The following is a 17,024-nucleotide window of genomic DNA, read 5'->3' on the forward strand; positions in this document are numbered from 1 at the left end:
TCAACGCGCTGCGTAGCGGCTCGGCGGGCGCACGAGCCCGAGATGGTCGCGCAGCGTCGTGCCCTCGTATTCGGTGCGGAACAGGCCGCGCCGTTGCAGTTCCGGCACGACATGCTCGACGAAATCGTCGAGTCCGCCCGGGAAATAAGGCGGCATGATGTTGAAGCCGTCCGCGGCGCCACCGTCGAACCATTCCTGCAGCGCGTCGGCGACCTGCGTCGGCGTGCCCCACACGATCCGGTGCCCGCGCGCGCCGGCGACGAGATAGTAGAGTTCGCGCAGCGTGAGATTCTCGCGGCGCGCGAGATCGGTCAGCAGCTTCGCGCGGCTCTTCAACTGATCGGATTCGGGCAGGTCGGGCAGCGGGCCGTCGAGCGGATACTGCGACACGTCGTGGCCGAGACGGTCGGACAGCAGCGTCAGCGCGCCCGACGTATCGGTCCATTGCTGGAGCTGCGCATACTTGTCCTTGGCCTCCTGCTCGGTGCGCCCGATCACCGGAAATACGCCCGGCATCACGGCAAGCGCGTCCCCGGCGCGGTCGTACGCCGCGAGCCGCCCCTTCAGGTCGCGATAGAAGGCCTGTGCTTCTTCGAGCGTCTGCTGCGCGGTGAACACGACTTCCGCGGTGCGCGCGGCAAGATCCTGGCCGGGGCCCGACGAGCCAGCCTGAATCACGACCGGATGGCCCTGTGGCGGGCGCGACGCATTGAGCGGCCCCCTCACGTTGAAGAAGCGTCCTGTGTGATCGAGCGCGTGCACCTTCGCCGGGTCGAAATACACGCCGCGCGCCTTGTCCCTGACGACCGCGTCGTCGTCCCAGCTGTCCCACAGCCCCTTCACGACGTCGACGAATTCGCCGGCCATCTCGTAGCGCTGCGCGTGATCGGGATGGTTGCCGCGCGTGAAGTTCGCGGCGGTGCGGTCGTACGAGGTCGTCACGACATTCCATGCGGCGCGCCCGCCGCTCAGGTGGTCGAGCGACGCGAACACGCGTGCGATGTGGTAAGGCTCGCTGTACGTCGTCGACGCGGTCGCCGCGAGGCCGATGTGCCGCGTATGCATCGCGAGCGCGGACAACAGGCTCAGCGGCTCGAAGCGCATCGCCATCGACGGGTGCGCGTCGGGGCCGCTCGTCAGGCCATCGGCGAGGAAGACCATGTCGAACTTCGCGCGCTCGGCGGTCTGCACGACGCGGCGCAGCAGGTCGAAGTTCTCGCTGCCGGATTCGGCATCGGGGTGGCGCCAGCCGGCGACGTGGTGCCCGGCGCCCTGGAGGAACAGCCCGAGGCGCATCTGGCGGCGGGAAGGTGTGCTGCGATCGGTGCTCATGATTGAAGCGACGTAAAGGTGTGGAAAAGGCGTGCGAGGTCGGCCGCGCTGCGCATCGTATCGATCAGTTCCGGCACGAACGCGAGCGCGGGATCGTGGGCGGTCGCGTCCGCGAACTTCGCGGCAAGGTCGTCGGCACCGACGAGGCGTTCGGTGCGCTGCCGCAGCGTGACGCCGTCGCGCAGCACGATCTCGACGACCGAGAAGCGCGTCGCGGGATCGGTCGACGCGCGCGGCGCCGCGGCATCGTGGCGCCGCGTCACGCGTGCGGCGAGCGCGATCAGGTCATCGCGCACGGGCACGTCGGCGAACGTCGCGACGCCGGGCGGCCCGTCCGTCAGTGCGGCGGCCACCGCGTATTCCACGCTGAAGCGCGCTTCGAGGCCGGTTGCCGGCAGTCGGTTCGACAGCGGCGTGTCGCCGCAAGGCGGGAAGGTGACCGCGATGCCAACGATGTCGGCCGGCGCGATGCGGTGGCGAGCACGCAGATCGAGCGCGGCCTGCACCGCGTAATGGGTTGCCGTGCAGCACGGCCATGGCTTGAAGTACAGGCCGGGCGACACGATCTGCCACGGCGCGCCCCAGTCGGCCAGCACGCGCGCCGGCTGCGCCGCGTCGCCGCCGAATACGGCGAAGAATCCTTCCGGGCCGTCGAGTGCGCCCGGCGCGCCGGCCAGTCCGGCCTCGGCGAGTTCGACGGCGAACAGCCCCGCGCGCGCCGCAAGCCCCGCGTGCAACGGCTTGACCTCGCTGCCGAACTGCAGCCGCAGCCCGGCCGATTGCGTCGCGGCAATGCCGAGCGCGTTTTCGGTGGCCGTCGCATCGAGCCCGAGCAGACGTGCCGCGGCGGCGGCCGCGCCGAGCGTGCCGAGCGTCGCGGTGTTGTGGAAGCCAAGTTCGTAGTGGCGGCTGCCGAGCGCAAGACCGAGCCGCGCCATCGTCTCGACGCCGACGACGTATGCGTCGAGCAGTTCGAGCGCGCTGCGTGCGCGCACCTGCGCGAGCGCGAGCAGCGCCGGCAGCAGCACGGTGCCTGGATGGCCGCGCACGCTGCTGTGCACGTCGTCGTAGTCGAGCGCGTGGCCTGCATAGCCGTTGAGCAGCGCGGCATGTTGCGGCGACGCCGGTATCGCACTGCCGATCACCGCTGCCGTGCCTGCCGAATCGCGAGCGCACACCGTCAGCAGCTTGCGGTAACCGTTGTCGCGAGCGCCGGCGAACGCGGCGGCAAGGAAATCGAGCAGGCCGCGCCGTGCGGCAGCGATGGCGAACGGATCACGCGCGGGCTCGGCGCACGCGATCGCAGCGGCCAGCCGGCGCGTGACGCCGTCGGCCGCGCCGTCGGGAATCAAGTGGGAAGACATGTGGGCAGTTGGAAAGTCGCGAAATGCCGCAACGGGCGGTGCAACCGGCAACCTTCCGGTTCCCGCTCGGATTAGCGCGTTGGATACTAGCGAAGCATCCATGCGTGCCCAACCAACTATTCGAGCTTTCGATATCGCGTATTTGGCGTTGCCTGAACGGAGCCGAGAGACTTCGCTCCGATGTCCGCCGGATCGACGCGCGTCAGTGCGGGATGCCCCAGCGCCGCACCGTCACGCGCTCGAGCGTATCGAACACGAGGTGCTCGACCAGCAGCCCGATCACGATGACGGCCGCGAGGCCCGCGAACACGCGGTCGGTATACAGCTCGTTGCGGTTCTGGAAGATGTACCAGCCGAGCCCGCCCTGCCCGGCGCTCGCGCCGAACACGAGCTCCGCGGCGATCAGCGTGCGCCACGCGAAGGCCCAGCCGACGCGCAGCCCCGACAGGATCGACGGCAGCGCGGCCGGCACGAGGATCAGCGTGATCTGGCGCAGACCGGTGAGGCCGTAGTTGCGCCCGGCCATCTTCAGCGTGGTCGGCACGCCGGCGAAACCCGTATACATGCTGAGCGCGAGCGGCCACAGCACCGCGTGCACGAGCACGAACAGCAGGCTGCCGGTGCCGAGCCCGAACCACAGCAGCGCGATCGGCAGCAATGCGATCGACGGCAGCGGGTTGAACATCGACGTGAGCATCGACAGGACGTCGCGGCCGATGCGCGTCGACACCGCGAGCGAGGTCAGCACGAATGCGAACAGCACGCCGAGCGCATAGCCGCGCAGCAGCACCGACATCGAGATGCCGGTCTTCACGAGCAGTTCACCCGATGCGATGCCCTGCACGAATGCGGCCAATGTTGCGCCGAAGGTTGGCACGAGCAGGTCGTTCGCGACGATGCGCGCGATGATTTCCCATGCGGCGATCAGCACGAGTGCGATGACGGCGCGGCGAAACCCGCTCGCGCCGACGATGCGGCGCAACAGCGGCGCCGGTGCCGCGCGCTCGACGTCGGGCGGCGTGTCGAGCGCGTGCACGTATTCCGCGCGAACAGGCGGCAGCGGCGGCAGAGCCGGATCGATCGTGCTCATGATGCGGTTGCCTCCGTGGCCGGTGCTGCGTGGATTGCGCTCGCGTCGTCGGTATCGAACAGCAGATGATGAATGCGCGCGACGCTGTCGCGGAAGTCGCCGCTGCCGACGCTGTCGAGTGAATAGTCGTGGCTGTTGAGCTCCGCGCGCACGCGGCCCGGATGCGGCGACAGCAGCAGGATCCGGTTGCCGACCACGAGCGCCTCCTCGATCGAATGCGTGACGAACAGCAGCGTGAAGCGGAACTCGTCCCACAGGCGCAGCAGTTCTTCCTGCATCTTGCGGCGCGTGAGCGCGTCGAGCGCGGCGAACGGTTCGTCCATCAGCAGCACGCGCGGCTGCATCGCCAGCGCACGCGCGATCGCGACGCGCTGTTTCATCCCGCCGGACAGCGTATGCGGATACGCATCGGCGAACGCGGCGAGCCCGACCTTGTCGAGATAGTGCAGCGCGCGCTCGCGTGCGTCGGCACGTGATAGCTTCGCGGCCGCACGCAACGGAAACGCGACGTTCTCGACCACCGTCTTCCACGGCGGCAACTGGTCGAACTCCTGGAACACGACGATGCGGTCGGGGCCCGGACCGTGCACGGGGCGGCCATCGAGTGCGATCGACCCCGACACGGGCTCGATGAAGCCCGCGATCGCCTTCAGCAACGTGGACTTGCCGCACCCGGACGGCCCGAGCAGCACGAAGCGGTCGCTGCCGTACACGTCGAAGCTGACTTGATGCGTTGCGCGGACGATCCGCGCGCCGCTCCGGTATTCGAGGCTCACGCGATCGATTGCCAGCAGGCGCTCGCTGGGCGCGCCGGCCGCGGTGGCCTGCGGCGCCGACGCGGTGCGTGCGTCGGTGGCGGGAGGGGCGGCCGGCGCAGCGGCACCGCGCGCCGCATACGGCGGCAATGCGATTCGGGGAGAAGTGGCGTTCACGATCGAAACTCTTGCAGGTAAAGCATCAACATACGGCGACGCGGCGCACGACCCAACCAACGATTGCGCATATCGAAACCGCGCCGACGCATAAGCGTCGATCACGACGCGGGAACGCCGGCGCTGCCGTGATTCAACTGCCGCTCAACTACCGCCGGCCGTCGCCGGATCGTCGAAGAAATAGTCGCGCCACGACTTCGGCTCGTTGCGGATCGAACCGGTGCGATACATGAACTGCGCGAGCTTCAGCGTGTTCTCCGGCGCCGTCTTGAACTGCACCTGCGGATTGCGCAGGATCTTCAACAGCAACGCGCGATCGATCTTCGATCCGTTCACGCGAAGGTACGTGTCGGCCGCCCGCTCGGGATCGGCCGCGATCTGGCGCGCGGCCTCGGCGAGCGCGGCGACGAACGCGCGATACGTCTTCGGGTTGTCCTCGCGGAATTTCTCGGTCGCGTACAGCACGGTCGCGGAGCTCGGGCCGCCGAGCACGTCGTAGGAATTCAGCACGATGTGCGCGTTCGGATTGCCCGCGAGTTCCTGATCCTGGAACGGCGGATTGCCGAAGTGACCGGTAATCACGTTGCTGTTCGCGAGGATCGCGGCCGTTGCGTCAGGATGCGGAATCGCCTGCGTGAGCGAATCGAGCTTGTCGAACTGCTTGTCGCCCCACTGCTTGGCAGCCGCGTACTGCAGCACGCGAGACTGCACGGACACGCCGACGGCCGGCACCGCGATGCGGTCCTTCGCGCTCAGGTCGGCGATCGTCTTCACGTTCGGGTTGCTGCTCACGAGGTAGTACGGAAAATTGCCGAGCGACGCGACACCCTTCACGTTCTGCCGGCCGCGCGTGCGGTCCCACACGGTCAGCAACGGCCCGACGCCCGCGCCGGCGATATCGACCGCGCCCGACAGCAGCGCGTCGTTCACGGCCGCACCGCCCGACAGCCGCACCCAGTCGACCTTGATGTCGACGCCGGCCTTGCGCCCTTCCTTCTCGATCAGTTGCTGGTCGCGCGCGACGTTCAGCATCAGGTAGACGACGCCGAACTGCTCGGCGATGCGGATGCGGCCTTCCGCGTGCGCGGCTTGCGGCGTGCCGGCGGCGGTGAACGCCAGCGCGACGGTGAGCGTGGCGGCCAGTGCGCGGCGCGCGGACAGGGTCGTGCGGCGCAGGGCCGGCGACAGCGAAAACGACAGCGGAAACGACATCGGAACTCCAGTGAGGATGAGGCGGCGGAAAGGACGTGACGCTCAGAACGGCGCGTCGCCTTCGATCGTCGTGCGGTACAGCTTGCGGCGCAGATGGTCGGGTGTGCCGGCGGCGAGATGCATCAGCGAGCGGTTGTCCCAGAACACGAGATCGTGGTCGCGCCAGTGATGGCGATACAGATGTTCGACACGCACGCTGTGCGCGAACAGTTCGTCGAGCAGCGCACGGCTTTCGTCGTCGGGCAAGTCGACGATGCGTGTCGTGAAATGCTCGCTGACGAACAGCGCCTTGCGGCCCGTTTCCGGGTGCGTGCGCACGACCGGATGCACGACCGCCTCGACCTGCGCGATCTGCTCGGCCGACAGGTTCGGCCGCCACGGGCTGCGGGCCTGCAGCTCCGCATAGCGCGCGAGATAGGTGTGCTCGGCGCGCCGTCCCTCGACCGCGCGGCGCAGGTGCGCGGGCAGCGTGTCCCACGCAAGATGCATGTTCGCGAACAGCGTGTCGCCGCCTTCGGCAGGCAGTTCCTGCGCGTGCAGCAGCGAGCCGAGGCTCGGCTTTTCCTTGTACGACAGGTCGGAATGCCAGAAGTGGCCGGCGTCGCCGAGGCCGATCGGCTTGCCGTCCTCGACGATGTTCGACACGATCAGCACTTCCGGATGCGCGGGCAGCGCGAACTGGTGCAGCACGTGGATCTGCAGCGGGCCGAAGCGGCGGCTGAACGCGATGTGCTCGTCCGGCGTGATGCGCTGGTCGCGAAACACCAGCACGTGATGATCGAGATGCGCACGATGAATGCGCGCGAAATCGCCGGCATCGAGCGGCCGCGACAGGTCGAGCCCGACGACTTCGGCGCCGAGCGGCGCATCGAACGGGACGATGTCGAAGCGCTGCGCGCCGGCTTCGGACAGCGACGCGGGTCGATGGCCGGCGGATGTCGACGCGGTGGCGTGAATGGCGGGAGTCGTCACGGTACAGCCCTTGATTCGGTAAAAATGCGAATCTACGAGTGCGTGCCGGACGGCGTCAACGAAGCGATTCCGATACGTTTATCTGCTGCAGCGATAAAGATCGCTGCTCGGGCGGCGGGCGGGCCGGACAGGCCGTTCGCCACCCCGCGCTCGTCATGCCCGTCGCCCCGCCGCGTCGCGTCGCGCTAAGGCTGCCCGCCGCCGCCGGACGCGCCGTAGATCTGTCCCGTCACGTAACTGGCCCGCGACGACGCGAGCTCGACATAGATCCACGCGAGTTCGGCCGGCTGTCCGGGGCGTCCCATCGGCACCTGCTGGCCGAACGTCTCGACGTTCTTCTCCGTTTGGCCGCCGCTTACCTGCAACGGGGTCCAGAACGGCCCGGGCGCGACGCCGTTCACGCGGATCCCGCGCTGGATCATCTGCTTCGCGAGCCCCTTCGTGAAATTCGCGATCGCGGCCTTCGTCATCGCGTAGTCGAGCAGGTTCACCGACGGCTCGTACGCATTCACCGACGTCGTGTTGACGATCGCCGAGCCGGGCGGCATGTGCGGAATCGCGGCGCGCGTGATCCAGAACAGTGCATACAGGTTGGTGCGCAGCGTCCAGTCGAAGTCCTCGGTGCTGATGTCGAGAATCGAATCGTGGCTGTGCTGGCGGGCCGCGTTGTTCACGAGGATGTCGAGGCCGCCGAGGCCGGCGACCGCCTTCTCGACGAGCCCGTTGCACGCGCCTTCGGTGCGGATGTCCACCGGCAGCGGCACGGCCTTGCGGCCCGCGCTGCGGATGTATTGGACGACTTCGCGCGCGTCGGGCTCCTCGTCCGGCAGATAGGCGATCGCGACGTCCGCGCCCTCTCTCGCGAACGCGATCGCGGCCGCGCGGCCGATGCCGGAATCGCCACCGGTCACGAGCGCCTTGCGGCCCTCGAGCCGGCCGCTGCCCTGGTAGCTGCGCTCGCCGTGGTCGGGGCGCGGCGTCATGCGGCCGGCGAGGCCCGGCCACGGCTGGTGCTGCTCGGGAAACGGCGCGTGCGGATACAGCGGACGCGGATCGTGCGGGGCCGTATCGCCCGCATCCTGCGTACCGGCGGCCTGCGCGACGGCGGGAATCGCGACGCCGGCGACGAGGCTCGCCGTCGTGCCCTGCATCCATTTGCGGCGCGACTCGGATACTTCATCTGATGACATGGCGGGACTCCGGTGCAGGTTCGTATGCGGTTGCGTGCATCACGCAACGGGAAATGGCGACAGACGGCGTCGCGGCTAAAGCGGCCGCGGGCGGTCTCCCGAGTCGTCGGGCTTGTCGTGCGTGTCCGGCCACCGCTTGCCGGCCGGATCGCGCGCTTCGGTCTGGCGCGGGTCGTCGGGCACGACCTTGCGTGCCTGATCGTCCGGGATCGAGTCGAGTTCTCCACCGCCCGGCGCGTGTCCGGGGCGCCCGGGCGGCTCGTCGGGTACCGGGCCGCGCCGCTCCGGCGCAGCGGCCGATTCGCGCGGCTCGACGTGCGCGGCTGTGTCCTTCGGCTGACGGATTTCGGTCATGGTGCACTCCCTGTCGTGCGGTTGGGCTGCGGGGCTGAAGGCCGCCGCGACGCGCGTCGAAACAGCCCCGGCGAACCCCGCTTCCAGCAAGCGACATGCCGTCGGTCGCGCGCGGCGAACATGCATCGATCCACCAATTCGCTGCAGAATTTACAAGTTCGACACATTTCGGCATGGCGCCCGCCCGTCGGGGCCCGCGCCACAAGCCGCCACGCCGGTCGCTGCGCTGGGACCGGGTCGCGGCACGGGACTTGCTGCTGCCCGCCGGATATGGCGGTGGCCTCCGATCGACGGCCGCCGGCGGCACCGTATGGTCGTGAGCCTATGAAACCTGCCTCTCCCCTGCTGGAATCGGTGCCGCTTCGGGCCGATCACTTCGTCCAGTTCTACGAATCCGGCGAGCAACTCGTGTCGGAAGTCGCGTCGTTCGCGGGCGATGCGCTGCGCGACGGCGGCAGCGCGATCGTGATCGCGCGGCCCGACCGGCTTGCGGCGGTGCACGAGCAGCTGGGAACGTCGATCGACGAGGCGGCGCGCGGCCGCATCTTCATGTCGAGCGCGCAGACGCTGCTCGACAGCTTCATGGTGGGCGACCTGCCCGATCCGGCGCGCTTTCGCCGCTCGGTCGGCACGATCGTCGAGACGGCGGTGCGCGCCGGCCGGCCCGTGCACGCGTTCGGCGAAATGGTCGCGCTGTTGTGCGCGCAACATCGGTACGCCGGCGCGCTGCGGCTGGAAGCCCTGTGGAACGAGCTGATCGAGCGCTACCGTTTTTCGCTCTACTGCGGCTATCCGCACGATGCGTTTCCGAGCGCCGAGCAGTCGGAGATGTTCCGCAATGTGTGCGCGCTGCACCGCCGCATCCTGCCCGCCGCGTCGCTGCGCGAGGATGAAAACGAGTTGCACCTGACGCTCGCGCTGTCGCAGCAGCGCGCTCGCGCGCTGAGCGATGAAATTCGCCGCCGCGAGGACGCCGAGCAGCAACGCAACGGCGTGCTGATGCACGCGCCGCTGCCGATCGCGCTGCTGTCGGGCCCCGAGCACCGGATCGTGCTCGCGAATCACCGCTTCTCCGCGCTGTGCGGCCGGGCCGACATCGTCGATCAGCCGCTGACCTCGGTGCTGCCCGGCGGCGATACGCCCGCGATCGGGCGCGCGCTCGAAGCGGCCCGCGTGCACGGCCGCTCGACGACGATCGGCGAACACCACGACCGGCCCGACGACGAAGGTACCCGCGTATACCGGCTGCATTTCAATCCGCAGCCGCTCGCCGACGGGCTCGGCGTGATCGTCAGCGCGGTCGAGGTGACCGACCACGTCGCCGCACGCGAGAAGCTGGTTGCGGCGAGCACCGAGCGCGACCGGCTGCTCGGCGAATTGCGCGACGCGAACCAGGCGAAGGACCAGTTTCTCGCGGTGCTCGGTCATGAACTGCGCAATCCGCTGACGCCGATCTCGCTCGCACTCGAACTGATCCGCAATCGCGACGGCCACGCGACGCCGAACGAAATCGCGATCATCCAGCGGCAGCTCGATCACATGGTGCGGCTGATCGACGACCTGCTCGACGTATCGCGCATCACGCGCGGCAAGATCACGCTGAAGAAGGAAGCCGTGCGGTTGGCCGACATCGTCGACCGCGCGGTCGAGGTCGCGAGCCCGCTGCTCGAGCAGCGCCGCCATCGCCTGCACGTCGATACCGACCCGGACGCGCACTGCCATGGCGATCCGGTCCGGCTGTCGCAAGTCGTTGCGAACCTGCTGACCAACGCGGCGAAATACACGCTGCCGGGCGGCGACATCACGGTGCGCGCGACGCGCTGCGCGGACGGTACCGTGCTCGTCGAAGTCTGCGACAACGGCGCCGGGATTCCGCCCGATCGCCTCGACAGCATCTTCGAGCCGTTCTATCGGATCGACGGCGAAACCAAGCAGGCGCTCGGCGGCCTGGGCATCGGCCTCGCGCTCGTGCGCAGCCTCGTGAACCTGCACGGCGGCACGGTACGCGCGGACAGCGCCGGGCCCGGCTGCGGCAGCACGTTTACGATCGCGCTGCCTGAATACCGGCCGAAACCGGCGGCCGCGGTCGCGCCGCAGGCGCCGCCGAGCATCCGCGACATGACGCCGGGCAGCGGCCGGCGCGTGATGCTGGTCGATGACAACGAGGATGCCGCGTCGACGCTCGCGCAATGGCTGCGCGACGCCGGCCACGAAGTGGCCGTCGTGCACGACCCGGTGACCGCGCTGGCAGCGTATCGCGCGTATCGGCCGGACGTCGCGATCCTCGATATCGGGTTGCCGGTGATGGACGGCTACGAGTTGCTGCGCCGACTGAAGGCGATCAACGAAGTCACACCATGCATGTTCCTCGCGCTGACCGGCTACGGCCGCCATGCGGACCGCGAGCGCTGTCTCGCGACCGGGTTCCTGCAGCATTTCGTGAAGCCGGTCGATCCGGCCGCACTGAATCTCGTGATGAGCCGGCCGTGGCCGCTCGGCGATACGCCGGACGGCGCCGGTACGGGCGTGGAAGCCGGCCGCTGAACGCGGCACGCGCCATGCTCCGAAGCGGCATGCCGGCCACGTGCCGGCGCCCTTTCGATACCGAGGAGAGCGCTCATGAGCCCGACCAACACGAGCAACCCGACACCGGACCCGGACGGCGACGCGGCCGACCAGCCCGACACGCCGGACATTCCGGCGTCGCCGGAGCGTGAACACCTGCCCGACTTGCCGGACCCGACGGAGGTGGGCGAGGACGGCTGAGCGCGTTGCCCCGCCGCCCGCGGCGGGCGGTGATTTCATCGACGAGCTGCTTGGTGCGCTCCTCGAATTCGCCGCAATACATCGCACCCGCAACGACCGCGTTCACGTTGAATTCGACGAGTGCCCGCGTGCTCCGCGCTCTCGACCGGGGATGCGTCGGGCCACGGAACGCCGGCGCGCGGCGCAGCGCACCGCGTGCCACGTCATGGCCGCCCAGCGCGGCTCACCGCTTGCGGCGTTTTTCGTGCGCGACCTCGGCGGGCGGCACGGCATTGGCCTCCTGCAGCGGGTCGCCAGGGATGCGACGTTTCGCGGACTGCGTGATCGGCCAGTCCGTCGCAGGTTCGGCGTCGTCGTCAACACGGCCTTGCGCACTGGCCCTCTCGTCCGCACTGCCTTCCGCGGCCGTGCCGCTTTCTTGCGCGTCGAACTCCTGCTCGGCCCGCTGCCAGTATTCGTCGGCCCGGCCATCCGGCTCGCCGTCGGCCTGCCACAGCCGGTATGCACGCTCCCTGATCTGCGTTTCCCTGTCCTGGTTCATTTCGTTCTCCGTTTCTGTCGCGCGGCTCACCGGTCCGGGCGCGACGGCGCCGACACCGCGCCGAGCGTCGACGAAATCCCGCCGTCGGCCGACGTGGCCAGATCGCCCAGCGCGACGATGCCGACCAGGCGTTTCTCGCGGTCGACCACCGGCACGCGGCGAATCTGCGCTTCTTCCATCTTCTGTTGCACGGCGGAGATGTCGTCGTCTTCGTAACACCAGTTCGCCGGTCCGCTGACCACGCCCTCGATCGGCTCGTCCGGCCGCACGCCCATCGACACCGCGCGCACGACGATGTCGCGATCGGTCAGCATGCCGATGAGCCGCGTGCCGTCGCACACCGGCAGCGAGCCGACGTTCAGGTCGTCCATCAGCTTCGCCGCCTCGCGCAAGGTCTGCGTCGGCGCGATGGTCGCGGCATCGCGCGTCATCACTTCAGATACACATGTCATGTTTCGCTCCTGGGTAAGCCGCCCCAAGGCGGCCTGCTGCACGAGCATCGCGCGTTCCGCGCGGCGCGCGGGTCAGTTCTCCGTCGAGCAGCGCACCGACGTCAGCCCGGCCGTTTCGACGATCCGCATCAACTGCTTCAGCATCGCGTCGCCGGCCGGCGCTTCGCGCCATTGCACGAACAGCTCCTCCTCGCGCACCGCAAGCGCGGCCGTTTCGCGAAAACCCTTCGTCCGGCACGTGAAACCCGCATCGCGCAGTTTCGCGTCCAGCTGATCGCGCGCCGACGATCCGCGCTGATACTCGACCGTGATCAGCGCCTTCCTCGTGTGCCGCAAGCGCTGCTCGACGAACCGCAGCGGCCAGACCACCAGCAGCGCGAGCACCAGCCCGAGCGTACCGAGCGACAGTTGGCCGCCGCCGATGCACAGGCCGATGACCGTCACGAACCACAGCGTCGCGGCCGTGGTCACGCCCGACACGAGGCCGTCGCGATGCAGGATGGCGCCGCCGCCGATGAAGCCCATCCCGGTCAGGATGCCGAGCGGCAGCCGCATCAGGTCGAGCTGGGAGAATCCGCCCTCCGGCTTGCCGGCCTGCAGCAGCAGCGCGTTGACCAGCAGCATCGACAGGCACGCGGCGAGACACACGAGGATCGTCGTGCGCAGCCCGGCCGTCTTGCCGGACTCGCTGCGGTTCAGCCCGACCAGCGCGCCCGCGACCAGCGCCAGCGCGATCCTGGCGAGGACCTCGTTCCACTGAAGGACGAGCGGCATCGGCTCCATATGCGCCTCCCATGCAAATCGTCATGCACGATGCGTCGCGGTACGACCGCGAACGACGTTTGCGCGACGCAAGCTTCGGACCTGCTTCACCCCTTTGGTGTGTGGCGCCGCTGCATGGACGCGCGCCACCGTGTAGTGCGGCAACGCGGATTGTAGAAAGGTCCGTACGATTGCGAACCCTCGCGCCGGCGCTTGTCCGTATCCAATCGAATACGAATCGCATTCTCGCCGGCGATTTCCTGACGCTCGGCTTCCGATCGGGTACGGAACGGCGCGGCAAGCGGCGTCGATCGCCTGTCCGTTCCTGTACGGATACGAAATCATGTCCGGCCCGGCAAGTTGTGCAATACTGTTCCCGATCAGATACGAAGCACGGAGAACGTCATGCCGGAGCCCCAGTCCGTCGACACGATCGGCGCGCTCGCCCACCTCATTCGCGCCGCGCGGATCCAGCAGGGGTTCACGCGCGACGAACTCGCGAACGCGACCGGGCTGTCGCCGAAATTCATCAGCCAGGTGGAAGGCGGGAAGCCGACCGCGCAAATCGGCAAGGTCATGCTGCTGCTCGGCGAACTCGGCGTGCGCCTGTACGCCGAATCGTCGGTCGAGATTTCGGAAGCCACAGCGCTGAAGGCCGCGCAACGCCGCCGGAGCAGCCATGGCGGCTAGAACGCTGATCGCCTCCGCCAACGGCGTGCGCATGGGCACGCTGACCGACGACAAAGGCATCTGGTCGTTCGCATACGACCCGCAATGGCGCGCGTCGCCGGCCGCGTATCCGCTGTCGCCGGCGTTCCCGCTGCGCGCGGAGACCTTCACCGACACGTCGACCGATCGCCCGGTCCAGTGGTTCTTCGACAACCTGCTGCCCGAGGAAGGCATGCGCATGTCGCTCGCGCGCGAGGCGAAGGTCGACGCCGCCGACGCGTGGGGCCTGCTCGCGTACTTCGGCCGCGAATCGGCCGGTGCGCTGACGCTGCTGGCCGACGGCGAGCAGGAAGCACCCGGCGGCCTGCAGCCGCTGCCGCTCGACGAGCTCGAACGGCGGATCCGGGCGATGCCCGAGCGCGCGCTGACGGCCACCGCGCCCAAGCGCATGTCGGCGGCCGGCGCGCAGCAGAAGCTGCTGCTCGTGCTGCGCGGCGACGCGCCCGACTACGCGCTGTACGAGCCGCTCGGCAGCGAGCCGTCGATGCACCTGCTGAAGCCGGACATGCGCGCGGCCGGCTATCCGCATTCGGCGATCAACGAATTCTTCTGCATGACGCTCGCGAGGAAGATGGGGCTCGACGTACCGGCCGTGCATTTCCTGCGCGCGCCGTCCGCGTGCTACGTGATCGACCGGTTCGATCGCGACGTCACTTCGGCACCGGCCGGACGCGTGCATACGATCGACGCGATGCAGCTGCTCAACTACGACCGCGGCTTCAAGTACCAGCGTGCGAACGCGCAGGAACTCGCCCGCGCGATCGACCGCACCAGCACGCGCGCGCTGGCGCGCCTGTCGGTGTTCCGCTGGACCGTGTTCAATGTCGTGGTGGGCAATGCCGACGCGCACCTGAAGAACCTGTCGTTCTTCGTCGACGCACGCGGTTACCGGCTTGCGCCGTTCTACGACATCGTCAGCACGGTCGCGTATCACACGCCGACGCACCGGCCCGACCATCGCGGCGATCATTGGCCAAACTGCGAGCTGACGATGCCGCTCGGCAACGCGACGCGGTTTGCCGATATCGACGTGAATGCGCTGGTCGCGTTCGGTCAGGCGCTGGGGCTGAGGGACAAGGCCGCCGCCAGTGAATTGCAGCGCTTTCTCGAGCCGCTCGATCGTCATGTCGCGCAGACGCTCGATGAAGTGCGGGAGATCGCGCGGCCCGATGCCGGCGAAATGCGGTTGCTGAATTCGATCGTCGCGATGCCGATCGCGGAGATGGGGCGCGCGCTGCGGCCGACGCGGGATTGACGAGTAACGAGCGGGCGACCGCGTGGGCGCTCCGTGCTGGTGCCCTGCCGCGATCTCGTCAGGGCCCTCGGCGCCCATCCGTCATGTGTCGACACCGCAGCATCGCCCGCCCCGAATGAACGTTTCAGGTGGCAATTTCATCGGCGATATTCATTCGCATCGCTGGTATCGAGATAAGTATTCTTATCACAATGCATCTGTTTCGTTACAAAACTCGGACGAATGCAAACACCGGCGTGCAATCGCAGCCCTACTCCGGCCGCACCGTACTTGCCGCATGCGACGCGATGAAACGCGCACACACGGCAAACCACCGCTCACTGTCACGCCCGGCTATGCCGCAACTCACCGTCGATGTTCTGCGGCAGCCTCAGCAGGTTGAAGATCGGGCACGCCGCTTCGACCGCCTGATGCAACGCGTGGATGGCCTCGGGCGACTCGGGCGACACGATGTCGAGCGTATAGCGGATGTTGTGCGGAAATACCGGCACGTGCTCGAATCCCGGCTGTTGCGCGAGCGGATGCTGGTCGCCGGTGACTTCGACTTCGATCGCGTCGATCTTCAAGCCGCGCTCCGCGGCCTGGATCAACGTGATGTGCGTGAGGCAGCTGCCGAGCACGCCGAGTTGCAGTTCCGGCGACGCAGGCCCGAGGTTATAACCAGCGAAGTCGGGCGGACTGTCGCTGATCACCTGGAAATCGCGAATCCGAATCTCGCGCACGCCGCTGCGGCCGAGCGCGCGCACGGTCGCCTTCAGCCGTGTCGCCTTGAAATCGGGATCGCTGCGTGCGGCCTGCTGCTTCGCATGCCACGCATCGCGTTTTTGCAGGAGATAGTCGTTCAGGGTCGTCATGGTCGAATCACAGGCAGGTTGTGCGCGCGCGGCGAAACAATTCGCCGCGCGCGAAGGCGGTCAGTCGATTGCAGGAATCCATGCGGCAGTCGCCGCATCGCTCGCGCGAAATGCAGGGAACTTCGCACCGAGTTCGGCCACGGTGCGAATGTCGTTTTTCACGAGATCATCGCGCGTGATCAGCGTCGGCCGGATCGCGATGCGCGCGCCCGGGTTCTGGCCGGCGACCAGCAATGCCGCCGCCCGCACCGACACGGCGCCGACTACGGCGGGATTGGTCGCGGCCGTCGCGACCCACGCGCTGTTCGGCGCGCGGATGGCCTCGATGTCGGCCGTCGAGATGTCCGCGCTGTAGATGCGGATCTTCGACGACAGCTTTGCCTCGTCCGCCGCGAGCTTCGCGCCGCGCGCGAACTCGTCGTACGGCGCGAACACCACGCGAATGTCGGGGTTCGCCCGATAGGCGGCCGCCGCCTGGTTCGCGACGGATTGCGCGATCGGATTGTCGACGGTGCCCCAGCGCGCTTTTTCCTGCACCTTCGGATGCGCGCGCTTGAAGTCCCGCCACGCGGCGTCGCGCCGATCGAGCGGCGCAAAGCCGGCCACATAGACGTAACCTGCCGCGAACGCGTCGCCGTTGTCCTTGACGGCCTGCCCGAGCAGGAGGTTCGCCAGGTCGCGGTCGTTCTGTTCGATCTGCGGCACCTTCGGATTGCCGAGATCGACGTCGAACGCGACGACCTTGATGCCCTTGTCCAGCGCACGCTGAACGACGTCCTTCAGCGACTCCGGCAAGCCGTGGTTCACGATGATCGCGGACACGCCGATGCTGATCGCCTGCTGAATCTGCTCGCGCTGTTCGGCCGCATCCTGCCGCCCCTCGTAGATGCGCAGATCGACGCCGAGTGCGCGTGCCTGCTTCTGCGCGCCGGCTTCGTACGCCTGGAAGAAGTCGCCGGTCGACAGATAATTGACCAGCGCGATCTTGACGCCGCCCTTGTCGAACGGCGCGGGCGCGCCCTTGAGCGGACCGGCATGTGCGGCAGGCACGCCCAGCGCGGCTGCGACACACAGCATGAGTGCGCCGATCTTCAGATCGACGCGCGATTTCCGGCGAAGCAACGAGCGCATGGCGGGCCTGTCTCCAGATAGGACGGTATCCGCCCAATCTATCAGCGCGACACGCGAACTCAAACCGAGCGATTCGGCAATGGTTATG

The 17,024-nt window shown here is 68.2% G+C and carries 17 protein-coding genes; 4 read left to right on the forward strand and 13 right to left on the reverse strand.

Translation table 11 applies throughout. From position 1 onward, the window contains the following. The 8 genes from C7H84_RS26910 to C7H84_RS26945 all read right to left on the reverse strand — a co-directional run bounded on the left by C7H84_RS26910 (position 1) and on the right by C7H84_RS26945 (position 8,446). Positions 1 to 1,332 carry an LLM class flavin-dependent oxidoreductase gene (locus C7H84_RS26910; RefSeq protein ID WP_121861623.1) on the reverse strand — a complete coding sequence of 444 codons (1,332 nt, stop codon included), beginning with the start codon at positions 1,330 to 1,332 and terminating at the stop codon, positions 1 to 3. Beyond that, positions 1,329 to 2,696, reverse strand: a complete 1,368-nt coding sequence (locus C7H84_RS26915; RefSeq protein ID WP_121861624.1) for an MmgE/PrpD family protein — start codon at positions 2,694 to 2,696, stop codon at positions 1,329 to 1,331. Before C7H84_RS26915 ends, C7H84_RS26910 begins: the two co-directional genes overlap by 4 nt. 202 nt (positions 2,697 to 2,898) lie before the next feature. Next, complete coding sequence (locus tag C7H84_RS26920; RefSeq protein ID WP_121861625.1) at positions 2,899 to 3,786, reverse strand: ABC transporter permease; 888 nt, start codon at positions 3,784 to 3,786, stop codon at positions 2,899 to 2,901. Continuing rightward, entirely contained in the window at positions 3,783 to 4,718 is a 936-nt protein-coding gene (locus C7H84_RS26925) for an ABC transporter ATP-binding protein (RefSeq protein ID WP_240462105.1), read from the reverse strand. The genes C7H84_RS26920 and C7H84_RS26925 overlap by 4 nt, the downstream gene beginning before the upstream one ends. Positions 4,719 to 4,862: 144 nt before the next feature. Further along, a complete protein-coding gene (locus C7H84_RS26930; protein ID WP_121861626.1) occupies positions 4,863 to 5,930 on the reverse strand; it encodes an ABC transporter substrate-binding protein in 1,068 nt (355 codons plus the stop codon). Positions 5,931 to 5,972: 42 nt separating this feature from the next. Further along, positions 5,973 to 6,902, reverse strand: coding sequence for a TauD/TfdA family dioxygenase (locus C7H84_RS26935; protein ID WP_121861627.1), 930 nt, complete (start codon positions 6,900 to 6,902; stop codon positions 5,973 to 5,975). Between the two features lie 185 nt (positions 6,903 to 7,087). After that, positions 7,088 to 8,092: an SDR family oxidoreductase gene (locus C7H84_RS26940; protein ID WP_121861628.1), complete on the reverse strand. Its 1,005-nt coding sequence runs from the start codon at positions 8,090 to 8,092 to the stop codon at positions 7,088 to 7,090. A gap of 75 nt (positions 8,093 to 8,167) precedes the next feature. Further along, positions 8,168 to 8,446: a hypothetical protein gene (locus tag C7H84_RS26945; RefSeq protein WP_121861629.1), complete on the reverse strand. Its 279-nt coding sequence runs from the start codon at positions 8,444 to 8,446 to the stop codon at positions 8,168 to 8,170. Between the two features lie 324 nt (positions 8,447 to 8,770). On the opposite strand from C7H84_RS26945, the gene C7H84_RS26950 reads away from it, so the two are divergent. Both C7H84_RS26950 and C7H84_RS36560 read left to right on the forward strand, forming a co-directional pair. Further along, a complete protein-coding gene (locus C7H84_RS26950) occupies positions 8,771 to 10,990 on the forward strand; it encodes an ATP-binding protein (protein WP_121861630.1) in 2,220 nt (739 codons plus the stop codon). Between the two features lie 75 nt (positions 10,991 to 11,065). Further along, positions 11,066 to 11,212 (forward strand): hypothetical protein, encoded by a 147-nt coding sequence (locus tag C7H84_RS36560; RefSeq protein ID WP_162999373.1) that lies wholly within the window; start codon positions 11,066 to 11,068, stop codon positions 11,210 to 11,212. A 223-nt stretch (positions 11,213 to 11,435) separates the two neighbouring features. On the opposite strand, the gene C7H84_RS26955 is transcribed toward C7H84_RS36560, so the two are convergent. From C7H84_RS26955 to C7H84_RS26965, 3 genes are all read right to left on the reverse strand, one after another. Continuing rightward, positions 11,436 to 11,753: a DUF2934 domain-containing protein gene (locus C7H84_RS26955; protein WP_121861631.1), complete on the reverse strand. Its 318-nt coding sequence runs from the start codon at positions 11,751 to 11,753 to the stop codon at positions 11,436 to 11,438. Positions 11,754 to 11,779: 26 nt separating this feature from the next. After that, positions 11,780 to 12,205 carry a CBS domain-containing protein gene (locus tag C7H84_RS26960; RefSeq protein ID WP_121861632.1) on the reverse strand — a complete coding sequence of 142 codons (426 nt, stop codon included), beginning with the start codon at positions 12,203 to 12,205 and terminating at the stop codon, positions 11,780 to 11,782. Between the two features lie 72 nt (positions 12,206 to 12,277). After that, positions 12,278 to 12,988 carry an MgtC/SapB family protein gene (locus tag C7H84_RS26965; RefSeq protein WP_121861633.1) on the reverse strand — a complete coding sequence of 237 codons (711 nt, stop codon included), beginning with the start codon at positions 12,986 to 12,988 and terminating at the stop codon, positions 12,278 to 12,280. A gap of 384 nt (positions 12,989 to 13,372) precedes the next feature. Between C7H84_RS26965 and C7H84_RS26970 the strand changes: the two genes are divergently transcribed. Then, positions 13,373 to 13,657: a helix-turn-helix domain-containing protein gene (locus tag C7H84_RS26970; protein ID WP_121861634.1), complete on the forward strand. Its 285-nt coding sequence runs from the start codon at positions 13,373 to 13,375 to the stop codon at positions 13,655 to 13,657. Beyond that, positions 13,647 to 14,951, forward strand: coding sequence for a HipA domain-containing protein (locus tag C7H84_RS26975; protein WP_121861635.1), 1,305 nt, complete (start codon positions 13,647 to 13,649; stop codon positions 14,949 to 14,951). The genes C7H84_RS26970 and C7H84_RS26975 overlap by 11 nt, the downstream gene beginning before the upstream one ends. A 323-nt stretch (positions 14,952 to 15,274) precedes the next feature. On the opposite strand, the gene C7H84_RS26980 is transcribed toward C7H84_RS26975, so the two are convergent. Both C7H84_RS26980 and C7H84_RS26985 read right to left on the reverse strand, forming a co-directional pair. Beyond that, positions 15,275 to 15,805: an OsmC family protein gene (locus C7H84_RS26980; RefSeq protein ID WP_121861636.1), complete on the reverse strand. Its 531-nt coding sequence runs from the start codon at positions 15,803 to 15,805 to the stop codon at positions 15,275 to 15,277. 60 nt (positions 15,806 to 15,865) lie between these two features. After that, positions 15,866 to 16,936 (reverse strand): substrate-binding domain-containing protein, encoded by a 1,071-nt coding sequence (locus C7H84_RS26985; RefSeq protein WP_121861637.1) that lies wholly within the window; start codon positions 16,934 to 16,936, stop codon positions 15,866 to 15,868. Between the last annotated feature and the right edge of the window lie 88 nt (positions 16,937 to 17,024).

Source organism: Burkholderia sp. Nafp2/4-1b, from assembly GCF_003635165.1.
Taxonomy (GTDB): Bacteria; Pseudomonadota; Gammaproteobacteria; order Burkholderiales; family Burkholderiaceae; genus Burkholderia.

Bases quoted from the DNA above. Each gene is read 5' to 3' on its own strand.
- C7H84_RS26920 (WP_121861625.1), bottom strand. From the start codon at position 3,786: ATGAGCACGATCGATCCGGCTCTGCCGCCGCTGCCGCCTGTTCGCGCG.
- C7H84_RS26940 (WP_121861628.1), bottom strand. From the start codon at position 8,092: ATGTCATCAGATGAAGTATCCGAGTCGCGCCGCAAATGGATGCAGGGC.
- C7H84_RS26915 (WP_121861624.1), bottom strand. From the start codon at position 2,696: ATGTCTTCCCACTTGATTCCCGACGGCGCGGCCGACGGCGTCACGCGC.
- C7H84_RS26975 (WP_121861635.1), top strand. From the start codon at position 13,647: ATGGCGGCTAGAACGCTGATCGCCTCCGCCAACGGCGTGCGCATGGGC.
- C7H84_RS26955 (WP_121861631.1), bottom strand. From the start codon at position 11,753: ATGAACCAGGACAGGGAAACGCAGATCAGGGAGCGTGCATACCGGCTG.
- C7H84_RS26950 (WP_121861630.1), top strand. From the start codon at position 8,771: ATGAAACCTGCCTCTCCCCTGCTGGAATCGGTGCCGCTTCGGGCCGAT.
- C7H84_RS26970 (WP_121861634.1), top strand. From the start codon at position 13,373: ATGCCGGAGCCCCAGTCCGTCGACACGATCGGCGCGCTCGCCCACCTC.
- C7H84_RS26980 (WP_121861636.1), bottom strand. From the start codon at position 15,805: ATGACGACCCTGAACGACTATCTCCTGCAAAAACGCGATGCGTGGCAT.
- C7H84_RS26910 (WP_121861623.1), bottom strand. From the start codon at position 1,332: ATGAGCACCGATCGCAGCACACCTTCCCGCCGCCAGATGCGCCTCGGG.
- C7H84_RS26945 (WP_121861629.1), bottom strand. From the start codon at position 8,446: ATGACCGAAATCCGTCAGCCGAAGGACACAGCCGCGCACGTCGAGCCG.
- C7H84_RS26930 (WP_121861626.1), bottom strand. From the start codon at position 5,930: ATGTCGTTTCCGCTGTCGTTTTCGCTGTCGCCGGCCCTGCGCCGCACG.
- C7H84_RS26965 (WP_121861633.1), bottom strand. From the start codon at position 12,988: ATGGAGCCGATGCCGCTCGTCCTTCAGTGGAACGAGGTCCTCGCCAGG.
- C7H84_RS26960 (WP_121861632.1), bottom strand. From the start codon at position 12,205: ATGACATGTGTATCTGAAGTGATGACGCGCGATGCCGCGACCATCGCG.
- C7H84_RS26985 (WP_121861637.1), bottom strand. From the start codon at position 16,936: ATGCGCTCGTTGCTTCGCCGGAAATCGCGCGTCGATCTGAAGATCGGC.
- C7H84_RS36560 (WP_162999373.1), top strand. From the start codon at position 11,066: ATGAGCCCGACCAACACGAGCAACCCGACACCGGACCCGGACGGCGAC.